This is a genomic window from Saccharopolyspora rosea, from assembly GCF_025643595.1.
GTDB lineage: Bacteria > Actinomycetota > Actinomycetes > Mycobacteriales > Pseudonocardiaceae > Saccharopolyspora > Saccharopolyspora rosea.
The window spans coordinates 6379672-6395596 of record NZ_CP102826.1 but is presented as its reverse complement, the minus strand read 5'-3'; the positions used below and the strand labels follow the sequence as shown (position 1 = coordinate 6395596).

The 15925-nt window shown below is 72.5% G+C and carries 19 protein-coding genes; 10 read left to right on the top strand and 9 right to left on the bottom strand.

The window, feature by feature from the left end; all coding sequences use genetic code 11:
- Window positions 1–11 precede the first annotated feature (11 nt).
- From pyrE to NV263_RS29775, 3 genes are read left to right on the top strand one after another with little or no spacing between them, the layout of a single operon-like run.
- On the top strand, window positions 12–554 hold the full coding sequence (gene pyrE, locus NV263_RS29785; protein ID WP_263250141.1) for an orotate phosphoribosyltransferase: 543 nt from the start codon (window positions 12–14) through the stop codon (window positions 552–554).
- Between the two features lie 12 nt (window positions 555–566).
- Window positions 567–1184: a hypothetical protein gene (locus tag NV263_RS29780; protein WP_263250140.1), complete on the top strand. Its 618-nt coding sequence runs from the start codon at window positions 567–569 to the stop codon at window positions 1182–1184.
- The gene (locus NV263_RS29775; protein WP_263250139.1) at window positions 1181–1825 is read left to right on the top strand and encodes a TrmH family RNA methyltransferase; all 645 of its coding nucleotides are present in this window, start codon (window positions 1181–1183) and stop codon (window positions 1823–1825) included. The genes NV263_RS29780 and NV263_RS29775 overlap by 4 nt, the downstream gene beginning before the upstream one ends.
- A gap of 39 nt (window positions 1826–1864) precedes the next feature.
- Here NV263_RS29775 and NV263_RS29770 read toward each other — a convergent pair whose 3' ends face one another.
- From NV263_RS29770 to NV263_RS29750, 5 genes are all read right to left on the bottom strand, one after another.
- Window positions 1865–2566, bottom strand: coding sequence for a DedA family protein (locus tag NV263_RS29770; RefSeq protein ID WP_263250138.1), 702 nt, complete (start codon window positions 2564–2566; stop codon window positions 1865–1867).
- 96 nt (window positions 2567–2662) lie between these two features.
- Window positions 2663–2860: a hypothetical protein gene (locus tag NV263_RS29765; RefSeq protein WP_263250137.1), complete on the bottom strand. Its 198-nt coding sequence runs from the start codon at window positions 2858–2860 to the stop codon at window positions 2663–2665.
- 9 nt (window positions 2861–2869) lie between these two features.
- Entirely contained in the window at window positions 2870–4042 is a 1173-nt protein-coding gene (gene nagA / locus NV263_RS29760; RefSeq protein ID WP_263250136.1) for an N-acetylglucosamine-6-phosphate deacetylase, read from the bottom strand.
- On the bottom strand, window positions 4039–4962 hold the full coding sequence (locus NV263_RS29755) for an ROK family protein (protein WP_263250135.1): 924 nt from the start codon (window positions 4960–4962) through the stop codon (window positions 4039–4041). Before NV263_RS29755 ends, nagA begins: the two co-directional genes overlap by 4 nt.
- A gap of 66 nt (window positions 4963–5028) precedes the next feature.
- Window positions 5029–5625, bottom strand: coding sequence for a SigE family RNA polymerase sigma factor (locus NV263_RS29750; protein ID WP_263250134.1), 597 nt, complete (start codon window positions 5623–5625; stop codon window positions 5029–5031).
- A gap of 90 nt (window positions 5626–5715) precedes the next feature.
- On the opposite strand from NV263_RS29750, the gene NV263_RS29745 reads away from it, so the two are divergent.
- The 4 genes from NV263_RS29745 (at window position 5716) to NV263_RS29730 (ending at window position 8921) form a co-directional block, all read left to right on the top strand.
- A complete protein-coding gene (locus tag NV263_RS29745; RefSeq protein ID WP_263250133.1) occupies window positions 5716–5994 on the top strand; it encodes a YciI family protein in 279 nt (92 codons plus the stop codon).
- Between the two features lie 235 nt (window positions 5995–6229).
- Complete coding sequence (gene fbaA, locus NV263_RS29740; protein WP_263250132.1) at window positions 6230–7264, top strand: class II fructose-bisphosphate aldolase; 1035 nt, start codon at window positions 6230–6232, stop codon at window positions 7262–7264.
- 83 nt (window positions 7265–7347) lie between these two features.
- Window positions 7348–7764: a DUF3151 domain-containing protein gene (locus NV263_RS29735; protein WP_263250131.1), complete on the top strand. Its 417-nt coding sequence runs from the start codon at window positions 7348–7350 to the stop codon at window positions 7762–7764.
- A 62-nt stretch (window positions 7765–7826) separates the two neighbouring features.
- Window positions 7827–8921, top strand: a complete 1095-nt coding sequence (locus NV263_RS29730) for an FUSC family protein (protein WP_263250130.1) — start codon at window positions 7827–7829, stop codon at window positions 8919–8921.
- Window positions 8922–9014: 93 nt separating this feature from the next.
- Here NV263_RS29730 and NV263_RS29725 read toward each other — a convergent pair whose 3' ends face one another.
- The 3 genes from NV263_RS29725 to NV263_RS29715 form a co-directional block, all read right to left on the bottom strand.
- The gene (locus tag NV263_RS29725; protein ID WP_263250129.1) at window positions 9015–9281 is read right to left on the bottom strand and encodes a hypothetical protein; all 267 of its coding nucleotides are present in this window, start codon (window positions 9279–9281) and stop codon (window positions 9015–9017) included.
- A 28-nt stretch (window positions 9282–9309) separates the two neighbouring features.
- A complete protein-coding gene (locus NV263_RS29720) occupies window positions 9310–9948 on the bottom strand; it encodes an HNH endonuclease family protein (RefSeq protein WP_263250128.1) in 639 nt (212 codons plus the stop codon).
- 160 nt (window positions 9949–10108) lie between these two features.
- On the bottom strand, window positions 10109–10810 hold the full coding sequence (locus NV263_RS29715) for a hypothetical protein (protein WP_263250127.1): 702 nt from the start codon (window positions 10808–10810) through the stop codon (window positions 10109–10111).
- Window positions 10811–10913: 103 nt separating this feature from the next.
- On the opposite strand from NV263_RS29715, the gene NV263_RS29710 reads away from it, so the two are divergent.
- On the top strand, window positions 10914–12200 hold the full coding sequence (locus tag NV263_RS29710; protein ID WP_263250126.1) for an adenylosuccinate synthase: 1287 nt from the start codon (window positions 10914–10916) through the stop codon (window positions 12198–12200).
- 206 nt (window positions 12201–12406) lie between these two features.
- Here the strand turns inward: NV263_RS29710 and NV263_RS29705 are convergent, their stop codons facing one another.
- On the bottom strand, window positions 12407–14032 hold the full coding sequence (locus NV263_RS29705; RefSeq protein WP_317630378.1) for a Na+/H+ antiporter: 1626 nt from the start codon (window positions 14030–14032) through the stop codon (window positions 12407–12409).
- 187 nt (window positions 14033–14219) lie between these two features.
- On the opposite strand from NV263_RS29705, the gene purD reads away from it, so the two are divergent.
- Together purD and NV263_RS29695 are read left to right on the top strand one after the other, a co-directional pair.
- Window positions 14220–15473: a phosphoribosylamine--glycine ligase gene (gene purD / locus NV263_RS29700; protein ID WP_263250125.1), complete on the top strand. Its 1254-nt coding sequence runs from the start codon at window positions 14220–14222 to the stop codon at window positions 15471–15473.
- Window positions 15474–15616: 143 nt separating this feature from the next.
- On the top strand, window positions 15617–15919 hold the full coding sequence (locus NV263_RS29695) for a hypothetical protein (protein WP_263250124.1): 303 nt from the start codon (window positions 15617–15619) through the stop codon (window positions 15917–15919).
- Window positions 15920–15925 lie beyond the last annotated feature (6 nt).

Genomic DNA, 15925 nt, shown 5'->3' with positions numbered 1-15925 from the left:
GCTGGAATCTCGTGGTCGATGAACAGCAGCGCGGCGAACTCGCCGACCTGGTCCGCGAACTCGCCGTCGTGCACGGTCGGGTCACCCTCTCCTCCGGCAAGGAGGCGGACTACTACGTGGACCTGCGCCGGGCGACGCTGCACCACCGGGCAGCACCGTTGATCGGCGTGCTGCTGCGGCAGCTCACCGCCGACTGGGACTACACCGCCGTCGGCGGGCTCACCCTCGGCGCCGACCCGGTCGCCGCCGCCATGATGCACAGCCCGGGCGACCCGCTGGACGTGTTCGTGGTGCGCAAGAGCGCCAAGACGCACGGCATGCAGCGGCGCATCGAGGGCCCGGGCGTCACCGGTCGCCGCGTGCTGGCGGTCGAGGACACCTCCACCACCGGCGGCAGCGTGCTCACCGCCGTCGAGGCGCTGCGCGAAGCGGACGCCGAGATCGTCGGCGTCGCCACGGTCGTCGACCGGGACACCGGTGCGCGCGAGGCGATCGAGGCGGCGGGGCTGCCGTACCGCTCCCTGCTCGGCCTCGCCGACCTGGGGCTCGGGTGATCGGCTAGCAGCATGGCCGTCCTCGCGTTCGTCCTGGTCCTGCTGGTGGTGGCGGGCGGTGCGCTGGTGATCGCGCGGCGGCGCCGACGCGGCGTCCGCGAGTACCAGGAACTGCTGCGGCAGGGGTTCGCCTGGCGCCAGGTCCCGCCGAACGACCGGCTGTGGCGGCAGGTGTCGGTGCTGCGGCAGTTCGCCGGGGCAGGCGGGCTGCGGGACCAGTTCCACATGGCCGGTGAGCACCGCGGGCTGCAGTTCGAGGCCGTGCAGTACCGCCGGCCACCCGGCGACACCGGGGTCGCCGTGTTCGTGCCGCGCCCGGTGCCCGGACCGATGTTGCAGCTGGCGCGCACCGACCAGCGCTCCGGTCAGGCGGTGCCGACCGGGCACGCGGAGTTCGACCGGGACTTCGCGGTCACGTCGTCGGACGCGGAGTTCCCCCGCGCCGCGTTGTGCGCCGAACTGATCGACGAGCTGCTGCGCGACGAGCGGACCCGGGGGTGCGTCGTCGAGTTCAGCCCGGAGCACCTCGTGGTGTTCGCCGCCGAGGCCGCGACGGCCGGGACCGTGCTGCCCATGCTGGACCTGCTCGTCGACGTGCACGGCCGGGTGCCGTGGGAGGCGCTGGCATGAGCGAGGAGATCGGCCCCACCGAGTGGGGCACCACGGTCGGCGTCGGTCCCTGGCAGGGGCCGTGGCCCGCCGACGAGCGCTACGACCCGGAACTGCTGGAGCGCGGCGACCGGCGCAACGTCGTCGACCACTACCGCTACTGGCGGCGCGAGGCGATCGTCGCCGACCTCGACCGGCGGCGGCACGACTTCCACGTCGCGATCGAGAACTTCCAGCACGACCACAACATCGGGACCGTGGTGCGCACCGCGAACGCGTTCGCCGCGCGAGCCGTGCACATCGTCGGGCGACGGCGGTGGAACCGCCGGGGCGCGATGGTCACCGACCGGTACCAGCACGTCCACCACCACCCCGACCTGGCGGCGCTGCGCACCTTCGCCACCGAGCGGGATCTCGCGCTGGTGGCGGTGGACAACGCCCCCGGCGCCCGGCCGGTGGAACGCGCCGCGCTACCGCGCCGCTGCGTGCTGCTGTTCGGCCAGGAGGGGCCCGGCCTGCGCGACGAGTCCCGCAGCGGGGCGGACCTGGTCGTCTCGATCGCCCAGTTCGGCTCCACCCGCTCCATCAACGCCGGCGTCGCCGCCGGCATCGTCATGCACACCTGGATCGAACAGCACGCCGACCTCACCACCGCCTGGTGACCGGCGCCCTCCCGCCGGGAGGACGCCGGTCGCGGGGCGTCAGTTCACCGGGTCGGTCGCGCGGCCTTCGCGGACCTTGGAGCGGCGGCTGCGGAGGTACTCGATGATGATCGGGATGACCGAGATGATGACGATGATGATCGCCATCAGGTCCAGGTTCTTCTCGATCCACTCGACCCGGCCGAGGAAGTAGCCGAGCACCGTGATCCCGGCGGCCCACAGCACACCGCCGATCGCGGAGTAGCCGAAGAACTTGCGCTGGTCCATCTGCCCGACACCGGCTACCGCGGTGATGAAGGTCCGCACGATCGGCACGAAGCGGGCCAGGATGACCGCCCGCGCGCCGTAGCGTTCGAAGAACTCGTGGGTCTTGTCCACGTGCTCGCGCTTGAACAGCTTCGAGTCGGGCTTGTTGAACAACGCGGGCCCGACCTTGCGGCCGATCCAGTAGCCCGTGACGTTGCCCAGGAACGCGCATCCCGCGACCAGCAGGCACGTGAGCCAGAGCGGGGTCCCGATCGACCCGCCCGCGACGAACAGACCGGTCACGAACAGCAGCGAGTCGCCGGGGAGGAAGAACCCGATCAGCAGACCGCATTCGGCGAAGATGATCAGGCAGACGCCGATCAGCGCGAACGGTCCCAGGGATCGGACGATGTTCTCGGGGTCGAGCCAGGCCGGAAGCAGGGCGAGGGTGGACGTGTGCGCGGCGTCCACGATCGCGGGCAGTTCGGTCGTCACGCCTGCCAAGGTACCGTGCGGTCACCGCCGCGCCGTCGGCGGACGCGAGCGGTGCTCAGCGGGTAACGCGCAGGTGAACACCACCTGGGAGCGCGGTCAGAACAGCGTGAAAGCGGCGATGACCACGCCCGCCACGAGTCCGAGCCCCAACGCGAACGCGAGCACGGCGAGCACCGGCAGCCGCTTGCGCGGCAGCGGCGGTGGCGGCGGTGCCGTCTGGCCGGCCGGTGGCATCGGGCCGCCCGCGGCGTGCGCGCGCAGCGCCGCGGCCAGCACGTTCTCGGGATCGCTCACGCCGCGAGCCTATCGGCGCGGTTCCACCATCGGCAGGGGAACCTCCCCCGACGCCCACGCGCCGTCCTTGATCACCCCGGTGAGCCGCAGATCGGCGTCGAGCACCACGAGGTCCGCGGCGAGTCCGCAGCGCACCGCTCCGACCCGGTCCGCCAGGCCGAGCAGCGCGGCCGGCCGGGTCGACGACGCGGCGACCGCCTCGGGAACGCTGAGCCCGCAGCACGTGACCATGTTGCGGAACGCCACGTCCATGGTCAGCGTGCTGCCCGCCAGCGACCCGTCGGCCAGCCGCGGTTCGCCGTCGACCACGGTGACCGGGAGCTTGCCCAGTTCGTAGGTGCCGTCCCCGGCGCCGGTCGCGCTGATCGCGTCGGTGACCAGCACGGTGCGGCCGGTGCCCGCGTGCGAGGCGGCGAGCTTGACCACGGTGGGGTGCAGGTGCACCAGGTCGCAGATCAGCTCGACGGTCACCCGCTCGTCCTCCATCAGCACCCCGATCGGGCCGGGCTCCCGGTGGTGCAGCGGGCGCATGCCGTTGAACAGGTGCGTCGCGACCGTGGCCCCCGCCTCGACGGCGGGCACCACCTGCTCCAGCACCGCGTCGGTGTGCCCCACGGCCGCGATCACGCCGTGGTCCACCAGCTGCCGGACGGCGTTCTCGGCGTTGTCCAGCTCGGGCGCGAGCGTGACCATGCGCACCGCGCCCTGCCCGGCGTCGAGCAGCTGCTGGACGGCGGCGGTCTCCGGCGGGCGCAGGATCGCCGGGTCGTGCGCGCCGCAGCGGGCGGCGGACAGGAACGGTCCCTCCAGGTGGATGCCGGCCAGCAGTCCGTCGGTGACGAGGTCGGCCAGCCCGCTGATCTGCTTGGCCAGGTCCGGCAGGGACGCGGACACCAGGCTGGCCAGCATGGTCGTGGTGCCGTGCGCCCGGTGCGCGGTGATCGCGGTGTGCGCCTGGTCGACCTCGATGCCGGTGAAGGAGCCACCGCCCCCGCCGTGGCAGTGGATGTCCACGAAGCCGGGCACCAGCCACCGACCGCCCAGGTCCACCGCGGGCCCCCGGGCCGGTCCGGTGCCGACCTCGGCGATGTGCCCGCCGGAGATCCGGACCCAGCCGTCCTCCAGCACGCCGTCCGGGGTGACGACCCGCCCACCGGCGAGGGTCAGTTCGGCAGTGTTCACGGTGTTTTCAACCCTTCCGTCGCCAGCAGCGCTGCTCCCAGGCAGCCCGCGGTGTCACCCAGCTCGGCCAGTTCGAGGCGGGGCCGGCGGTGGTGCGCCGCCAGCAGCTCGTCGAGCCGCTCGCGCAGCGGGTCGGTGAGCAGCCGACCGGCGCGGGCGAGTCCGCCGCCGAGCACGAATCCTTCCGGTGCGATCACGGCCGTCAGCACCAGGAGCCCCCGGGCCAGCGCGTCGACCGCCTCGGCCCACACCGCTCGTGCGCCAGGATCGCCCGTGCGCACGGCTTCGGCCACCTCGGCAGCACCGCCGACCGCGGTCCCCGTGCGCGCGGTGTAGCGCCGGGCCACGGCGGCCGAGGACGCCACCGCCTCGACGCATCCGGTGCCGCCGCACGGGCACGGCTCGCCGTGCCCGACGTCGACGTGCCCGATCTCGCCGGCGTGACCGCTCGCCGCGTGGACGCGGCCGTCGAGCACCAGGGCGGCGGCGATGCCGGTGCCGATCGGCAGCACGACCGCGTCCCGCATGCCGCGGGCGGCGCCGAGCCGCGCCTCCGCGAGGCCGCCCGCCCGCACGTCGTGGCCGAACCCGAGCGGGAGGTCGATGCGCGCGGCGATCCGGTCGCGCAGCGGCACGTCGCGCCACCCGAGGTTCGCCGAGTACACGCCCACGCCCCGGCTTTCGTCGACGATGCCGGGGACGACCACGCCGACCGCGTCGGCCGGGCCCGCGCCGCGCAGCGCGGTGACCACCTCGACCACGGCGTCGACGACCCGGTCGGCGGTCGCGCCACCGTCCGGGCCGCGCGGGGTGGGGCGGCGGAGGCGGTGCAGCGGACGTGCGCCGTCCTCCCCGACGGCCACCAGGGCAGCCTTGATCTCGGTGCCGCCGACGTCGACGGCGATGGCGTGTGCGGTCACACCGACGATCCTCCGCTACGAATCGTCAGTGGTCTACACCAAAACGGTGTGTCGTTCACCCCGCGCTCAGTGCAGCCGCATGTGCTTCTGCAGCGCCTCCAGGGCGCGGCTGGCGGTGGACTTGACCGTGCCCCGCGAAACCCCGGTGGCCTCGGCGATCTCGGCCTCCGAGAGGTCGCCGTAGTAGCGCAGCACCAGCACCTCGCGCTGGCGGCGCGGCAGGTGGCCCAGCGCGGCCACCACCGCCTGGTGCTCGGCGGACAGCATCGCCAGCGACTCCGCCGAGCGCGCGTCGGCCTGGTGCGGCGGCTGGTACTCGCGCGCCGTCTTGCGCCGCCGCAGCACCGACCGGCTGCCGTTGACCACCGCGGTCCGCAGGTACCCGAGCGCCGCCCTGGCGTCCCGCAGCCCGGACCAGTTGCGGTACAGGCCGGTGAACGCCTCCTGCACCACGTCCTCGGCGGTCGCCGGGTCGTCCACCAGCAGGATCGCCAGGCGCACCATCCGCATCCGCTGCTGCTTGTACAGGTCCTCCAACGTCAACGGGCGGTCCGGAGCCTGGACGGACGCGGTGTCCAGCGCGCGCAAGGTCCCCAGCGTCCGCTCCACGGCGCGCTCGGCGCGCTGGCTGCCGAATTCCGCATTTCCCCCGAAGTCCGCCACGATCGAACAAAGTACCGGCTGTAGATCGCTCCGCGTCGTCCGACCGGGTAGCGTCCGGGAAAACCCCCGAACAGCAGCAGGAGGAGCGCAATGGCCAGGTTCGTGGTCGGTTTGGTCTACGGCGAGGACCGCGAGCACCGCTTGCGGGTGCGGCCGGAACACCGCGAGTACTGCCGCGAACTGGCCGAGCGGGGCGTGCTGCTGGCCGGGGGCCCGTACGCCGACGACCGCGGCGCGATGCTGATCTACGAGACCGCCGACGCCGACGAGCTCCGCCGCGTCCTCGACGCCGATCCGTACACCAAGGCGGGCGTGCTCGCCGAGACCACGGTCCGGGAGTGGAACGCCGTCACCGGAGCCTGGATCTGACCCCGCCTCCGGGCGGTGCACCGCTGGTCAGGCGGGGGTCGAGCGTGTGACCATGTCCACAGGATTCGTCAGTTTCTGAATCCTGTCACCAGCTTTCCAAAATGACCTCGGCTGGTGCAGTGTGACGCGAAAGTGTAGCGCCGGGCCCGATGTGCCCACGTGACTCGCGCGTGGGTTCGTAGGATGTTGCGCAACTCACGCCACCAAGACCAACTCCACCCGAGGAGGACGACCGATGCCCATCGCGACCCCCGAGGTCTACGCGGAGATGCTGGACCGGGCGAAGAGCGGTGAATTCGCCTACCCGGCCATCAACGTGACCTCGTCGGAGACGCTCAACGCGGCGCTGCGAGGGTTCGCCGAGGCCGAGAGCGACGGCATCATCCAGTTCTCGACCGGTGGCGCCGAGTTCGCATCCGGCACCAAGGTCAAGGACATGGTCACCGGTGCCACCGCGATGGCCGAGTTCGCCCACGTCGTGGCCGCCAAGTACCCGGTCAACATCGCCCTGCACACCGACCACTGCCCGAAGGACAAGCTGGACGGCTTCGTCCGGCCGCTGATCCAGCTCAGCCAGGAGCGCGTGGCCCGGGGCGAGAACCCGCTGTTCCAGTCGCACATGTGGGACGGTTCGGCGATCGAGCTGCACGAGAACCTGCAGATCGCCCAGGAACTGCTGGAGGCCGCGGCCAAGGCGAAGATCATCCTGGAGCTCGAAGTCGGCGTCGTCGGTGGCGAGGAGGACGGCGTCACCAACGACATCAACGAGAAGCTCTACACCGCGCCGGGCGACTTCGAGCACACCATCGACGCGCTCGGCCACGGCGAGAAGGGCCGCTACCTGCTGGCCGCGACGTTCGGCAACGTGCACGGCGTGTACAAGCCGGGCAACGTCAAGCTCCGCCCGGAGATCCTCAAGCAGGGCCAGGAGGTCGCCGCCGGCAAGCTCGGCCTGGACTCCGGTGCCAAGCCGTTCGACCTGGTCTTCCACGGTGGTTCCGGTTCGCTGCTGGAGGAGATCCACGAGGCGGTCTCCTACGGCGTGGTGAAGATGAACATCGACACCGACACGCAGTACGCGTTCAGCCGCCCGATCGCGGACCACATGTTCAAGAACTACGACGGCGTGCTCAAGGTCGACGGCGAGGTCGGCAACAAGAAGACCTACGACCCGCGCAGCTACCTCAAGGCCGCCGAGCAGTCCATGGCCGCCCGGGTGGCCCACGCCTGCGAGACCCTCAAGTCCGCGGGCCGCATGCTCGCCGGCTGAGCCGGAAGCCGGATGCGCACCGGCGGCCCGTTCGCGATGCGGACGGGCCGCCGTCGTGTTCGCGGTCCTGACAGGATTGGGGCATGACGCACAGCAGGAACCTGTTGGAACCGCCGGAGACGCTGCTGCCGGAGAACCCCGAGGCGCAGGGCGCGCTCGACGCGGGCACCGCGCCCGCCGAGGTCGCCGCCGCGCACCCGGACTTCAGCGCCGCGTGGGCCGCGCTCGCCGAGGCCGCGCTCGACGCCCAGGAGAACATCGCCGCCTACGCCTACGCGCGCACCGGGTACCACCGCGGGCTGGACGCGCTGCGCAAGGCGGGCTGGAAGGGCTTCGGCCCGGTGCCGTGGAGGCACGCCCCGAACCGCGGCGTGCTGCGGTCGATCGCCGCGTTGGCCCGCGCGGCCAAGGCGATCGGTGAGGACGACGAGTTCGACCGCTGCCGCCAGCTGCTGGAGGACAGCGACCCGTCGTCGGTGGAAGCCACCGGGTTGGCCTGACGGCCGCCGTGCCCGGCGACTCCACCGGCGTCGCCGGGCGCGCGGTGGCGGACAATCTCAGCGTGAACCGTGTGCGCGAGGAACTCGTCCGCCGGTTGCGCCGACTGCTGCGCACCGGCGTCCCGATCGCCCAGTGCGCGGTCGCCGCCGGTCTGGCCTGGTTCCTCGCCAGGCACGTGGTGGGGCACCCGCAACCCTTCTTCGCGCCGGTCGCCGCGGTCATCTCGCTCGGCGTGTCGCTGGGCCAGCGTATGCGGCGGTCCCTGGAGCTGGTGGTCGGCGTCAGCATCGGCATCGGCGTCGGGGACGTGCTGATCTCGGCGATCGGCACCGGCGCGTGGCAGATCGCCCTGGTGGTCGCGCTGGCGATGAGCACCGCGGTGGTGCTCGACAGCGGCAGCGTGATCGTGATGCAGGCGGCTTCGTCGTCGGTGCTCGTCGCCACCCTGCTGCCGCCCGCCTCCGCGGGCGGGCTGACCCGCATGACCGACGCCGCGATCGGTGGGCTCGTGGGTTTCGCGGTCGCCGTCCTGCTGCCCGCGAACCCGCTGGCGGTCGCGCACCGCAACGGCCGGGTGGTGCTCGGCGCGCTGGCGGACGCGCTGCGCGGGGTGGCGGGCGCGGTGGCGCGCCGGGACCGCGAACTGGCCTCGGACGTGCTGGCCAAGGCGCGCCGCAGCCAGCGGTCCGTCGAGGAGCTGCGCACCGCGCTGCAGGCCGGTCAGGAGATCGCCCGCTTCGCGCCGATCCGGTGGAGCCGGCGCGGTGATCTCGAACGCTACGAGACCGCGTCGATCCCGATCGACCGCGCGTTGCGCAACACCCGCGTGCTGGCCCGCCGGGCGCTCGCCGCGCTGCGCGACGGCGAGGAGGTGCCCAGCCCCCTCCCGGGCATGTTGGAGGAGCTGGCGGGCGCGGTGGTGCTGCTGCGCGACGAGCTGGCCAGCGGCGTCGACCCGCTCCAGACCCGCGAGGTGGCCCGCTCGGTGGCCAAGCGGTCCACGGTGGAACTCCTCGGCGAGGGGCACTTCTCGATGCAGGTGGTGGTCCTGCAGGTCAGGTCGATCGCGGTCGACCTGCTCCAGGCCACCGGCCTCAGCCGCACCGAGGCCATCGCCGCCCTCCCGCCCCTGCACCAGGGCGACGTGCCGGACTGACGCGCTGTGCGCGGCGGTGCCGGTCGCAGGACCGCTCACCGGGGGAGAGCGCGCCTCTCGCGGCTCGCCGGGACCACGTTCGGCGGCTGACGTTCAGCCGCGCAGGTCGGCGGTCGGCCGGTGCAGCACGGCGACCAGGGCGGAGTGCAGGGCGGCGTGGTCGCGCGGGTCGTGCAGGTGGCAGTCGGCCGCCGACAGCCGGTACCACTCGTCCGCGCCGGCGTAGCGCAGCCACACCGTCACGTCGCCGCCGACGCACTCCGTGGCCAGCTCCAGATCGCCGGTGACGACCCCGACCTCGTCGGTCATGACCCCGCCGGGCGGCGCGACGAGCGCCGATCGCAGCACGTTCTCGCTCATCCCGGCAGGGTCGCCGCCTTCGACCGGATCAGCAAGCGTCCAGGGCCTTCTGCAGTGCGGCCTTCTCCGCGTCGGTGACGGTGAGCTGCCACTTGTGCTTCGAGCCGACCCACATCTCGGCGTACTCGCAGTGGTAGTCCTGCGCCGGGGGCATCCACTTGTCCGGCGTCTGGTCGCCCTTCTCCCGGTTGACCGAGTTGGTGACCGCGATGAGCTGCGGCCCCTCCAGGTCGTTGGCGAAGTCCTGGCGCCGCTGCTGGGGCCACTGCGCGGCACCGGAACGCCACGCCGCGGCCAGCGGGACGATGTGGTCGATGTCCAGGCTGGACGGTTTGTCCCAGGTCTTGCCGTCGTACGGGCTGAACCACGAACCCGAGGTCGGGTAGCAGTCCGAGCCCACGTGCACGTCCTTGCCGTCCCGCTTGAGCACCTCCTCGCGGGTGTTGCAGCCGTCCGGGTGCTCGATCCAGTGCGGGAACTTCTCCCGGCTGTAGCCGTCCATCGAGCCCTCGGGGGCGACCTTGAGCTCGTTGAGCTCGGTCTTCGCCGCCGCCGGGTCGGGGATGCCGGGAGGCTCGGCGGCGGCGGTGCCGGCGGGCACCAGGGCGATGACGCCCGCCAGCGGCAGGGCGGTCAGAGTTGCGCGCAGCGATCGGTGGACTCTCATGGCTTCCTCCGCGTGGGCTTCTCGCCAACAGGTCTTGACCTTGTCCCGGCCGGGTGGCCGAGACAATGCCGCAGCGTGGCCAAGAGGTGACTTGGCGTGAAAACGCCACCGATCGTCGCACTGGTCGGTGATCAAATCACCGACCCGATCGGTGGGTGTGTCAGCGCGCGAAGCGGAGATCCTCCGTGTGGCGGTACCAGACCCAGCGGTCCACCGGGCGCGGGTGCGCGACGCCGTCCCGCAGCACCGACGTGGTGCGCAAGCTCGCCTGGGCCGCCCGGCCCCGGGCGACCTCGCGGCGCCGCCGCAGCAGGCCCTTGCGCACCACCGTCACCCGCAGGCCGTCCTCGGCCGGGTCGATGTCGGTGCTGAGCGGGTCGGCGGTCGGCTCGGCCAGCGGCGCCGCGCCGGGGTCCGGCGAGACCTCCACGCGCAGCGCCGGACCGTTGAGGACCTGCTGGTCGTCGCAGTAGATCTGCCCGGTGGCCGGTTCGATCACGCCGGAGGCGACGAGCAGCCCGCCGGAGTCGTCGCGGATCAGCGGCGTCGGCCGCGGGTCGGCGTCGAAGGCGCGGTCGAAGTCGCCGACGCGCAGCCCCCACAGCCGCGACGCCGGGGAGTCGGCGACCGGGACGTAGCCCACCACCAGGTCCGCGAGCCGGTTCTTGCGCAGCAGCCGGAGCACGACGGCGGCCAGGTCGGCGTCGGTGCCGTGTACCACGATCCGGTCGGTCGTGTCGGCGAGCAGCGGGTCGACGTCCTGGCGGCCGGGTTCGGCCGGGACCTGGCACCATCGCACGCCGTGACGGCTCGGGCGCGCTGCGCAGTCGACGTTTCCGCAGGACAATGCGGTCGTACTCACGTTTCGCTCCTGGTTTACCCTGATCGACCGGCATACCCCGAGGTGGGCGCGGGCGAAGCGTGCGGTCACGCTGGCGACCACCCAGTCCAGGTTGGAGTTTCACATGCCGGCGATCGTGCTGATCGGAGCCCAGTGGGGCGATGAGGGCAAGGGTAAGGCGACCGACCTGCTCGGCGAGCAGGCGCAGTGGGTCGTCCGCTACCAGGGCGGCAACAACGCGGGCCACACCGTCGTGCTGCCCGACGGGCAGGACTTCGCCCTGCACCTCATCCCGTCGGGCATCCTGACCCCCGGGGTCACGAACGTGATCGGCAACGGCGTTGTCGTGGACCCGGGCGTGCTGCTGGAGGAGTTGGCCGGGCTGGAGGAGCGCGGCGTGGACACCTCGCGGCTGCTGCTGTCCGCCGACGCGCACCTGATCATGCCGTACCACGTGGCGATCGACCGCGTCACCGAGCGCTACCTGGGCAAAAAGCAGATCGGTACCACAGGCCGCGGCATCGGCCCGTGCTACCAGGACAAGGTGGCGCGCGTCGGGGTGCGGGTGCAGGACCTGCTGGACGAGAAGATCCTCCGGCAGAAGGTCGAGGCCGCCCTGGAGTTCAAGAACCAGGTGCTGGTCAAGGTCTACAACCGGCGCGGGCTGGACGTCGACGAGGTCGTCGACACCGTGATGTCGCAGGGCGAGAAGTTCGCCAACCGGATCGCCGACACCAAGCTGCTCATCAACGAGGCGCTGGACCGCGGCGAGACGGTGCTGCTGGAGGGCTCGCAGGGCACCCTGCTGGACGTCGACCACGGCACCTACCCGTTCGTGACCTCGTCGAACCCGACGGCAGGCGGGGCGTGCGCGGGCTCCGGCATCGGGCCGGCCAAGATCAACGCGGTGATCGGCATCCTCAAGGCGTACACCACGCGCGTGGGTGCCGGACCGTTCCCGACCGAGCTCACCGACGAGGCCGGGGACAGCCTGCGCAAGCAGGGCGGCGAGTTCGGCGTCACCACCGGGCGCTCCCGGCGCACCGGGTGGTTCGACGCGGTGATCGCGCGCTACGCGACCCGCGTCAACGGCATCACCGACTACTTCCTGACCAAGCTGGACGTGCTGTCCGGTCTGGAGACCGTGCCGATCTGCGTGGCCTACGACGTGGACGGCGAGCGGGTCACCGAGATGCCGATGACGCAGACCGGCGTGCACCACGCGGTGCCGGTCTACGAGGAGATGCCCGGCTGGTGGGAGGACATCAGCGGCGCCCGCAGCTTCGAGGACCTGCCGGCGAACGCGCGGGCCTACATCGAGCGGATCGAGGAGCTCGCCGGTGCCCGCGTCTCGGCCATCGGCGTCGGCCCCGGGCGCGACCAGACGATCGTTCGCCACACGATGGCGTGAGGGGTTGACTGTCGGCTCGCTTTGCGTAGCGGCGCAGGTGGCGGAACCTCAGCGGCCCGCCCGTCGCCCGACCCCCCCCACGGAGGCGCTGACGCGCCCCTGTGCTTGTCGGAGAACCCGCGGCGGTGCGGGTTGCGAGACCACTCACCGAAAAGAGAAAGCGCTGGCGCCGCTACGCAAAACGACCACGGTATCCACCAAAACAGTCAGCGGTTGCGCCAGGACGAGTCCAGGGCGGCTTCCTGGAGGTCGAGTTCGCGCAGGACGCGGCGCAGGACCTCGTCGTCGAGGCGTCCCGCGTCGCGTTCGTCGGCCATCGCGCGGCGCTCCACCTCCAGCAGGTCGCGGCGCAGTTCGCTGAACACGCGGCTGGCGGTGTCCGCGCGCTCGTCCGGGGTGCGGCCGACCTGCTCGGCCGCGGCCTGGCCCTGGTGCTCCACCAGGTCGCGCATGCGGTTGATCACCCGCTCGAAGCGCTTCTGGTCGCACGCCAGGTCGCTGGGCGTGAGCCCCTCCAGGTACTCCAGGGCGGCGCTGGTGGCGATGCGCCGGGCCTCGGCCTCGGCGTGGTCGTCCCGTTCGGACTCCTGCGGGTCGCTGACCCCGAGCTTGCGGATCAGCAGCGGCAGCGTGGTGCCCTGGACCAGGATCGTGCCGACGGTGACGACGAACGCGACGAGCTGGATCACCTCGCGGGCCGGGAACGGGGCGCCGCTCTCCGTGGTGTACGGGATCGCGCCCGCCGCGGCCAGCGTGACCACCCCGCGCATCCCGGTCCACGACAGCACCGTGGTGCGCCGCCACACGCTGCCGCGGCGGGCGCCGGACGGTCTGATCAGGTGCGACAGGCCGGGCAGGTAGTTCGCCGCGAACATCCACACCACCCGGAACGCGATGACCGCGCCCAGGATCAGCAGGGCGCTGACCACCACCGCCGCGACGTTCCGGCCGGAGGCGTTGACCTCCTCGATGATCTTGTGCAGTTGCAGGCCGATGAGCGCGAAGACGAGGCTCTCCAGCAGCAGGTTGATCGACGCCCAGACGGTGTGCTCCTGGAGCCGGCCGGCGGCGCGGGCGCGCGGCTGGTGGTGGCCGACGTACAGCCCGGCGGTGACCACCGCGAGCACTCCGGAGCCGCCCAGCTCCTCGGCCAGCAGGTACGCCACGAACGGCACCAGCACGCCGAGGACGGTGGCGACCTGCACGTCCGGCACCCGGGTCCGCGCGATGTGCGCGAGGACGCCCATGACCAGGCCGACCGCGATCCCGGCCACCACGGCGAGCGCGAACGCCCACAGGCCCTGGGCCAGGGTGGGCGTGCTCCCGGCGACGGCGGCGATCGCCATCCGGTAGGTCGTCAGCGCGGCGGCGTCGTTGATGAGGCTCTCGCCGCCGAGGACGGTCATGATGCCGCGCGGCAGCTTCAGCTGGCGCCCGATCGCGGCGGCGGTGACGGCGTCCGGCGGGGCGATCACCGCGCCGAGCACGATCGCCGAAGCCAGCGGCAGTTCCGGGATCAGCGTGAAGGAGATCCACCCGACGACGAACGCGGTGGCCACCACCTGCAGCACGCCGTGGTGCACGATCGGCCGGATCCGCTTGCGGAAGTTCAGGTAGGAGCTCTCCAGCGCCGCGGCGTACAGCAGCGGTGGCAGCACGACCGTGAGCAGCAGTTCGGGGTCGATGTACAGCTCGGCGGCGCCCGGGATCAGCGAGACGATGAGACCTACCAGGACGAGCAGCAGCGGGGCGGCGATCTCCCGGCTGCGCGCCACCGCGGTCACCAGCAGCGCACCGATCAGCACGAGCAGCAGTTGGGCCACAAGCGTCACCTCCGTCCACCATGGACAAGGCTAGGCGTCGGGCGGTCACCGCTGGGCGCGTCCCCGCTGTGAGATTTGTCCGGAAGTGGGAGCCGTGGTGCCGGAGCGGCCCGCGGTGCCCGTGTGTCCACTGTGGAACAGTCGGTGGTGGACCCCCGGGGCCCGGTGCGGCGTCGCACGCTTTACGCTCCGGACCGTGCGAATCCTCGTGATCGGTGGCGGTGGCCGGGAGCACGCGATCGTGCTGGCGCTGTCCCGCGACCCGGCGGTGACCGCGCTCGCGTGCGCGCCCGGGAACGCGGGCATCGCGGCGCTCGCCGAGCCCTACGCCGTTGACGTCTCCAAACCGGACCAGATCGCCGAACTCGCCCGCAACTGGCGCGCCGACCTCGTCGTCCTCGGTCCCGAGACGCCGCTGGTCGCGGGTGCGGCCGACGCGGTGCGCGCGGCCGGGATCGCCTGCTTCGGCCCGTCCCGCGAGGCCGCGCGCATCGAGGGTTCCAAGGCGTTCGCCAAGGACGTCATGCAGGCCGCCGGGGTGCCCACCGCGCACAGCGAGATCGTCGACAACCCGGCGAAGCTGGACGCCGCGCTGTCGCACTTCGGTCCGACCTGGGTGGTCAAGGACGACGGTCTGGCCGCGGGCAAGGGCGTGCTGGTGACCGACGACTTCGACGCGGCGCGGGCGCACGCCCTCCGGCTCCTCGACGGCGGCCACCCGGTGCTGCTGGAGAGCTTCCTCGACGGTCCCGAGGCGTCGCTGTTCTGCCTCGTCGACGGCACCACCGTCGTGCCGCTGCTGCCCGCGCAGGACTTCAAGCGCGTCGGTGACGGCGACGCGGGCCCGAACACCGGTGGCATGGGCGCCTACGCGCCGCTGCCGTGGGCGCCGGACGACCTGGTCGACACCGTGGTGCGCACGATCGTGCAGCCCACCGTCGACGAACTGGACCGCCGCGGCACGCCGTTCTCCGGACTGCTCTACGCCGGCCTCGCGCTGACGTCGAACGGTCCCCAGGTCGTCGAGTTCAACTGCCGGTTCGGCGACCCGGAGACGCAGGCCGTGCTCGCGCTGCTGGACACCCCGCTGGCGTCGCTGCTGGACGCCGTGGCGCGCGGTGAGCTCGCCGCCCAGCCGCCGCTGGAGTGGGAGCCGGGGTGCGCGGTGACCGTCGTCCTCGCCGCCGAGGGCTACCCGGGACGGCCGCGGGTCGACGACGTCATCCAGGGCAGCGACGGCCAGGGCGTGCTGCACTCCGGCACCCGGCGCCGCGACGACGGCGCGGTCGTCTCCTCCGGTGGCCGCGTGCTGTCGGTCGTCGCGACCGGCGCCGACCTGGAGGCCGCGCGGACCGAGGTCTACCGCCGGGTTTCCGGCGTCCACCTGCCGGGCGCCCACTACCGCACCGACATCGCACTGCGCGCCGCGCGCGGCGAGGTCCGGGCCTGAACCCGGCACACGGGTGAAAACCGCCCGGCTCCGCTGGCGAAACGCGGATGCCGGGCGGTTGTTTTTGGTAGTCATGACCTCGCTTGGAACCGTGCTGCGCCGGGCAGCGTCCGACATCGCACGAGCGAACGCGAGGAGGGGCCGTGACCCGAGCCGGTTACAACATCGCAGCGCTGGAGGACTGCCGGTCCGAGCTGGACGGCAAGGCCGGCCCGGTGGGGGCCATCGGGGACGGGTTCGAGAACCAGCGCGTGGACGCCGCGATCTTCGGCGAGTTCGACGCCGCGGGCAAGCTCGCCTCCGCGATCGGCGCGCTGGACTCCGCGGCGAAGCAGCAGCTGGACGCCGCCGAGCAGCTGCTGCGCGCCGCAGGCAGCGCGCTCGACTCGGTGCGCGGCTCGGTCGACGACATCGACGCGGCGAACGCCGCCGCCATGCGGCGCTGAAACTGG

Bases quoted from the DNA above. Each gene is read 5' to 3' on its own strand.
- NV263_RS29775 (WP_263250139.1), top strand. From the start codon at position 1,181: ATGAGCGAGGAGATCGGCCCCACCGAGTGGGGCACCACGGTCGGCGTC.
- fbaA (WP_263250132.1), top strand. From the start codon at position 6,230: ATGCCCATCGCGACCCCCGAGGTCTACGCGGAGATGCTGGACCGGGCG.
- NV263_RS29720 (WP_263250128.1), bottom strand. From the start codon at position 9,948: ATGAGAGTCCACCGATCGCTGCGCGCAACTCTGACCGCCCTGCCGCTG.
- NV263_RS29735 (WP_263250131.1), top strand. From the start codon at position 7,348: ATGACGCACAGCAGGAACCTGTTGGAACCGCCGGAGACGCTGCTGCCG.
- NV263_RS29780 (WP_263250140.1), top strand. From the start codon at position 567: ATGGCCGTCCTCGCGTTCGTCCTGGTCCTGCTGGTGGTGGCGGGCGGT.
- NV263_RS29710 (WP_263250126.1), top strand. From the start codon at position 10,914: ATGCCGGCGATCGTGCTGATCGGAGCCCAGTGGGGCGATGAGGGCAAG.
- NV263_RS29745 (WP_263250133.1), top strand. From the start codon at position 5,716: ATGGCCAGGTTCGTGGTCGGTTTGGTCTACGGCGAGGACCGCGAGCAC.
- NV263_RS29725 (WP_263250129.1), bottom strand. From the start codon at position 9,281: ATGAGCGAGAACGTGCTGCGATCGGCGCTCGTCGCGCCGCCCGGCGGG.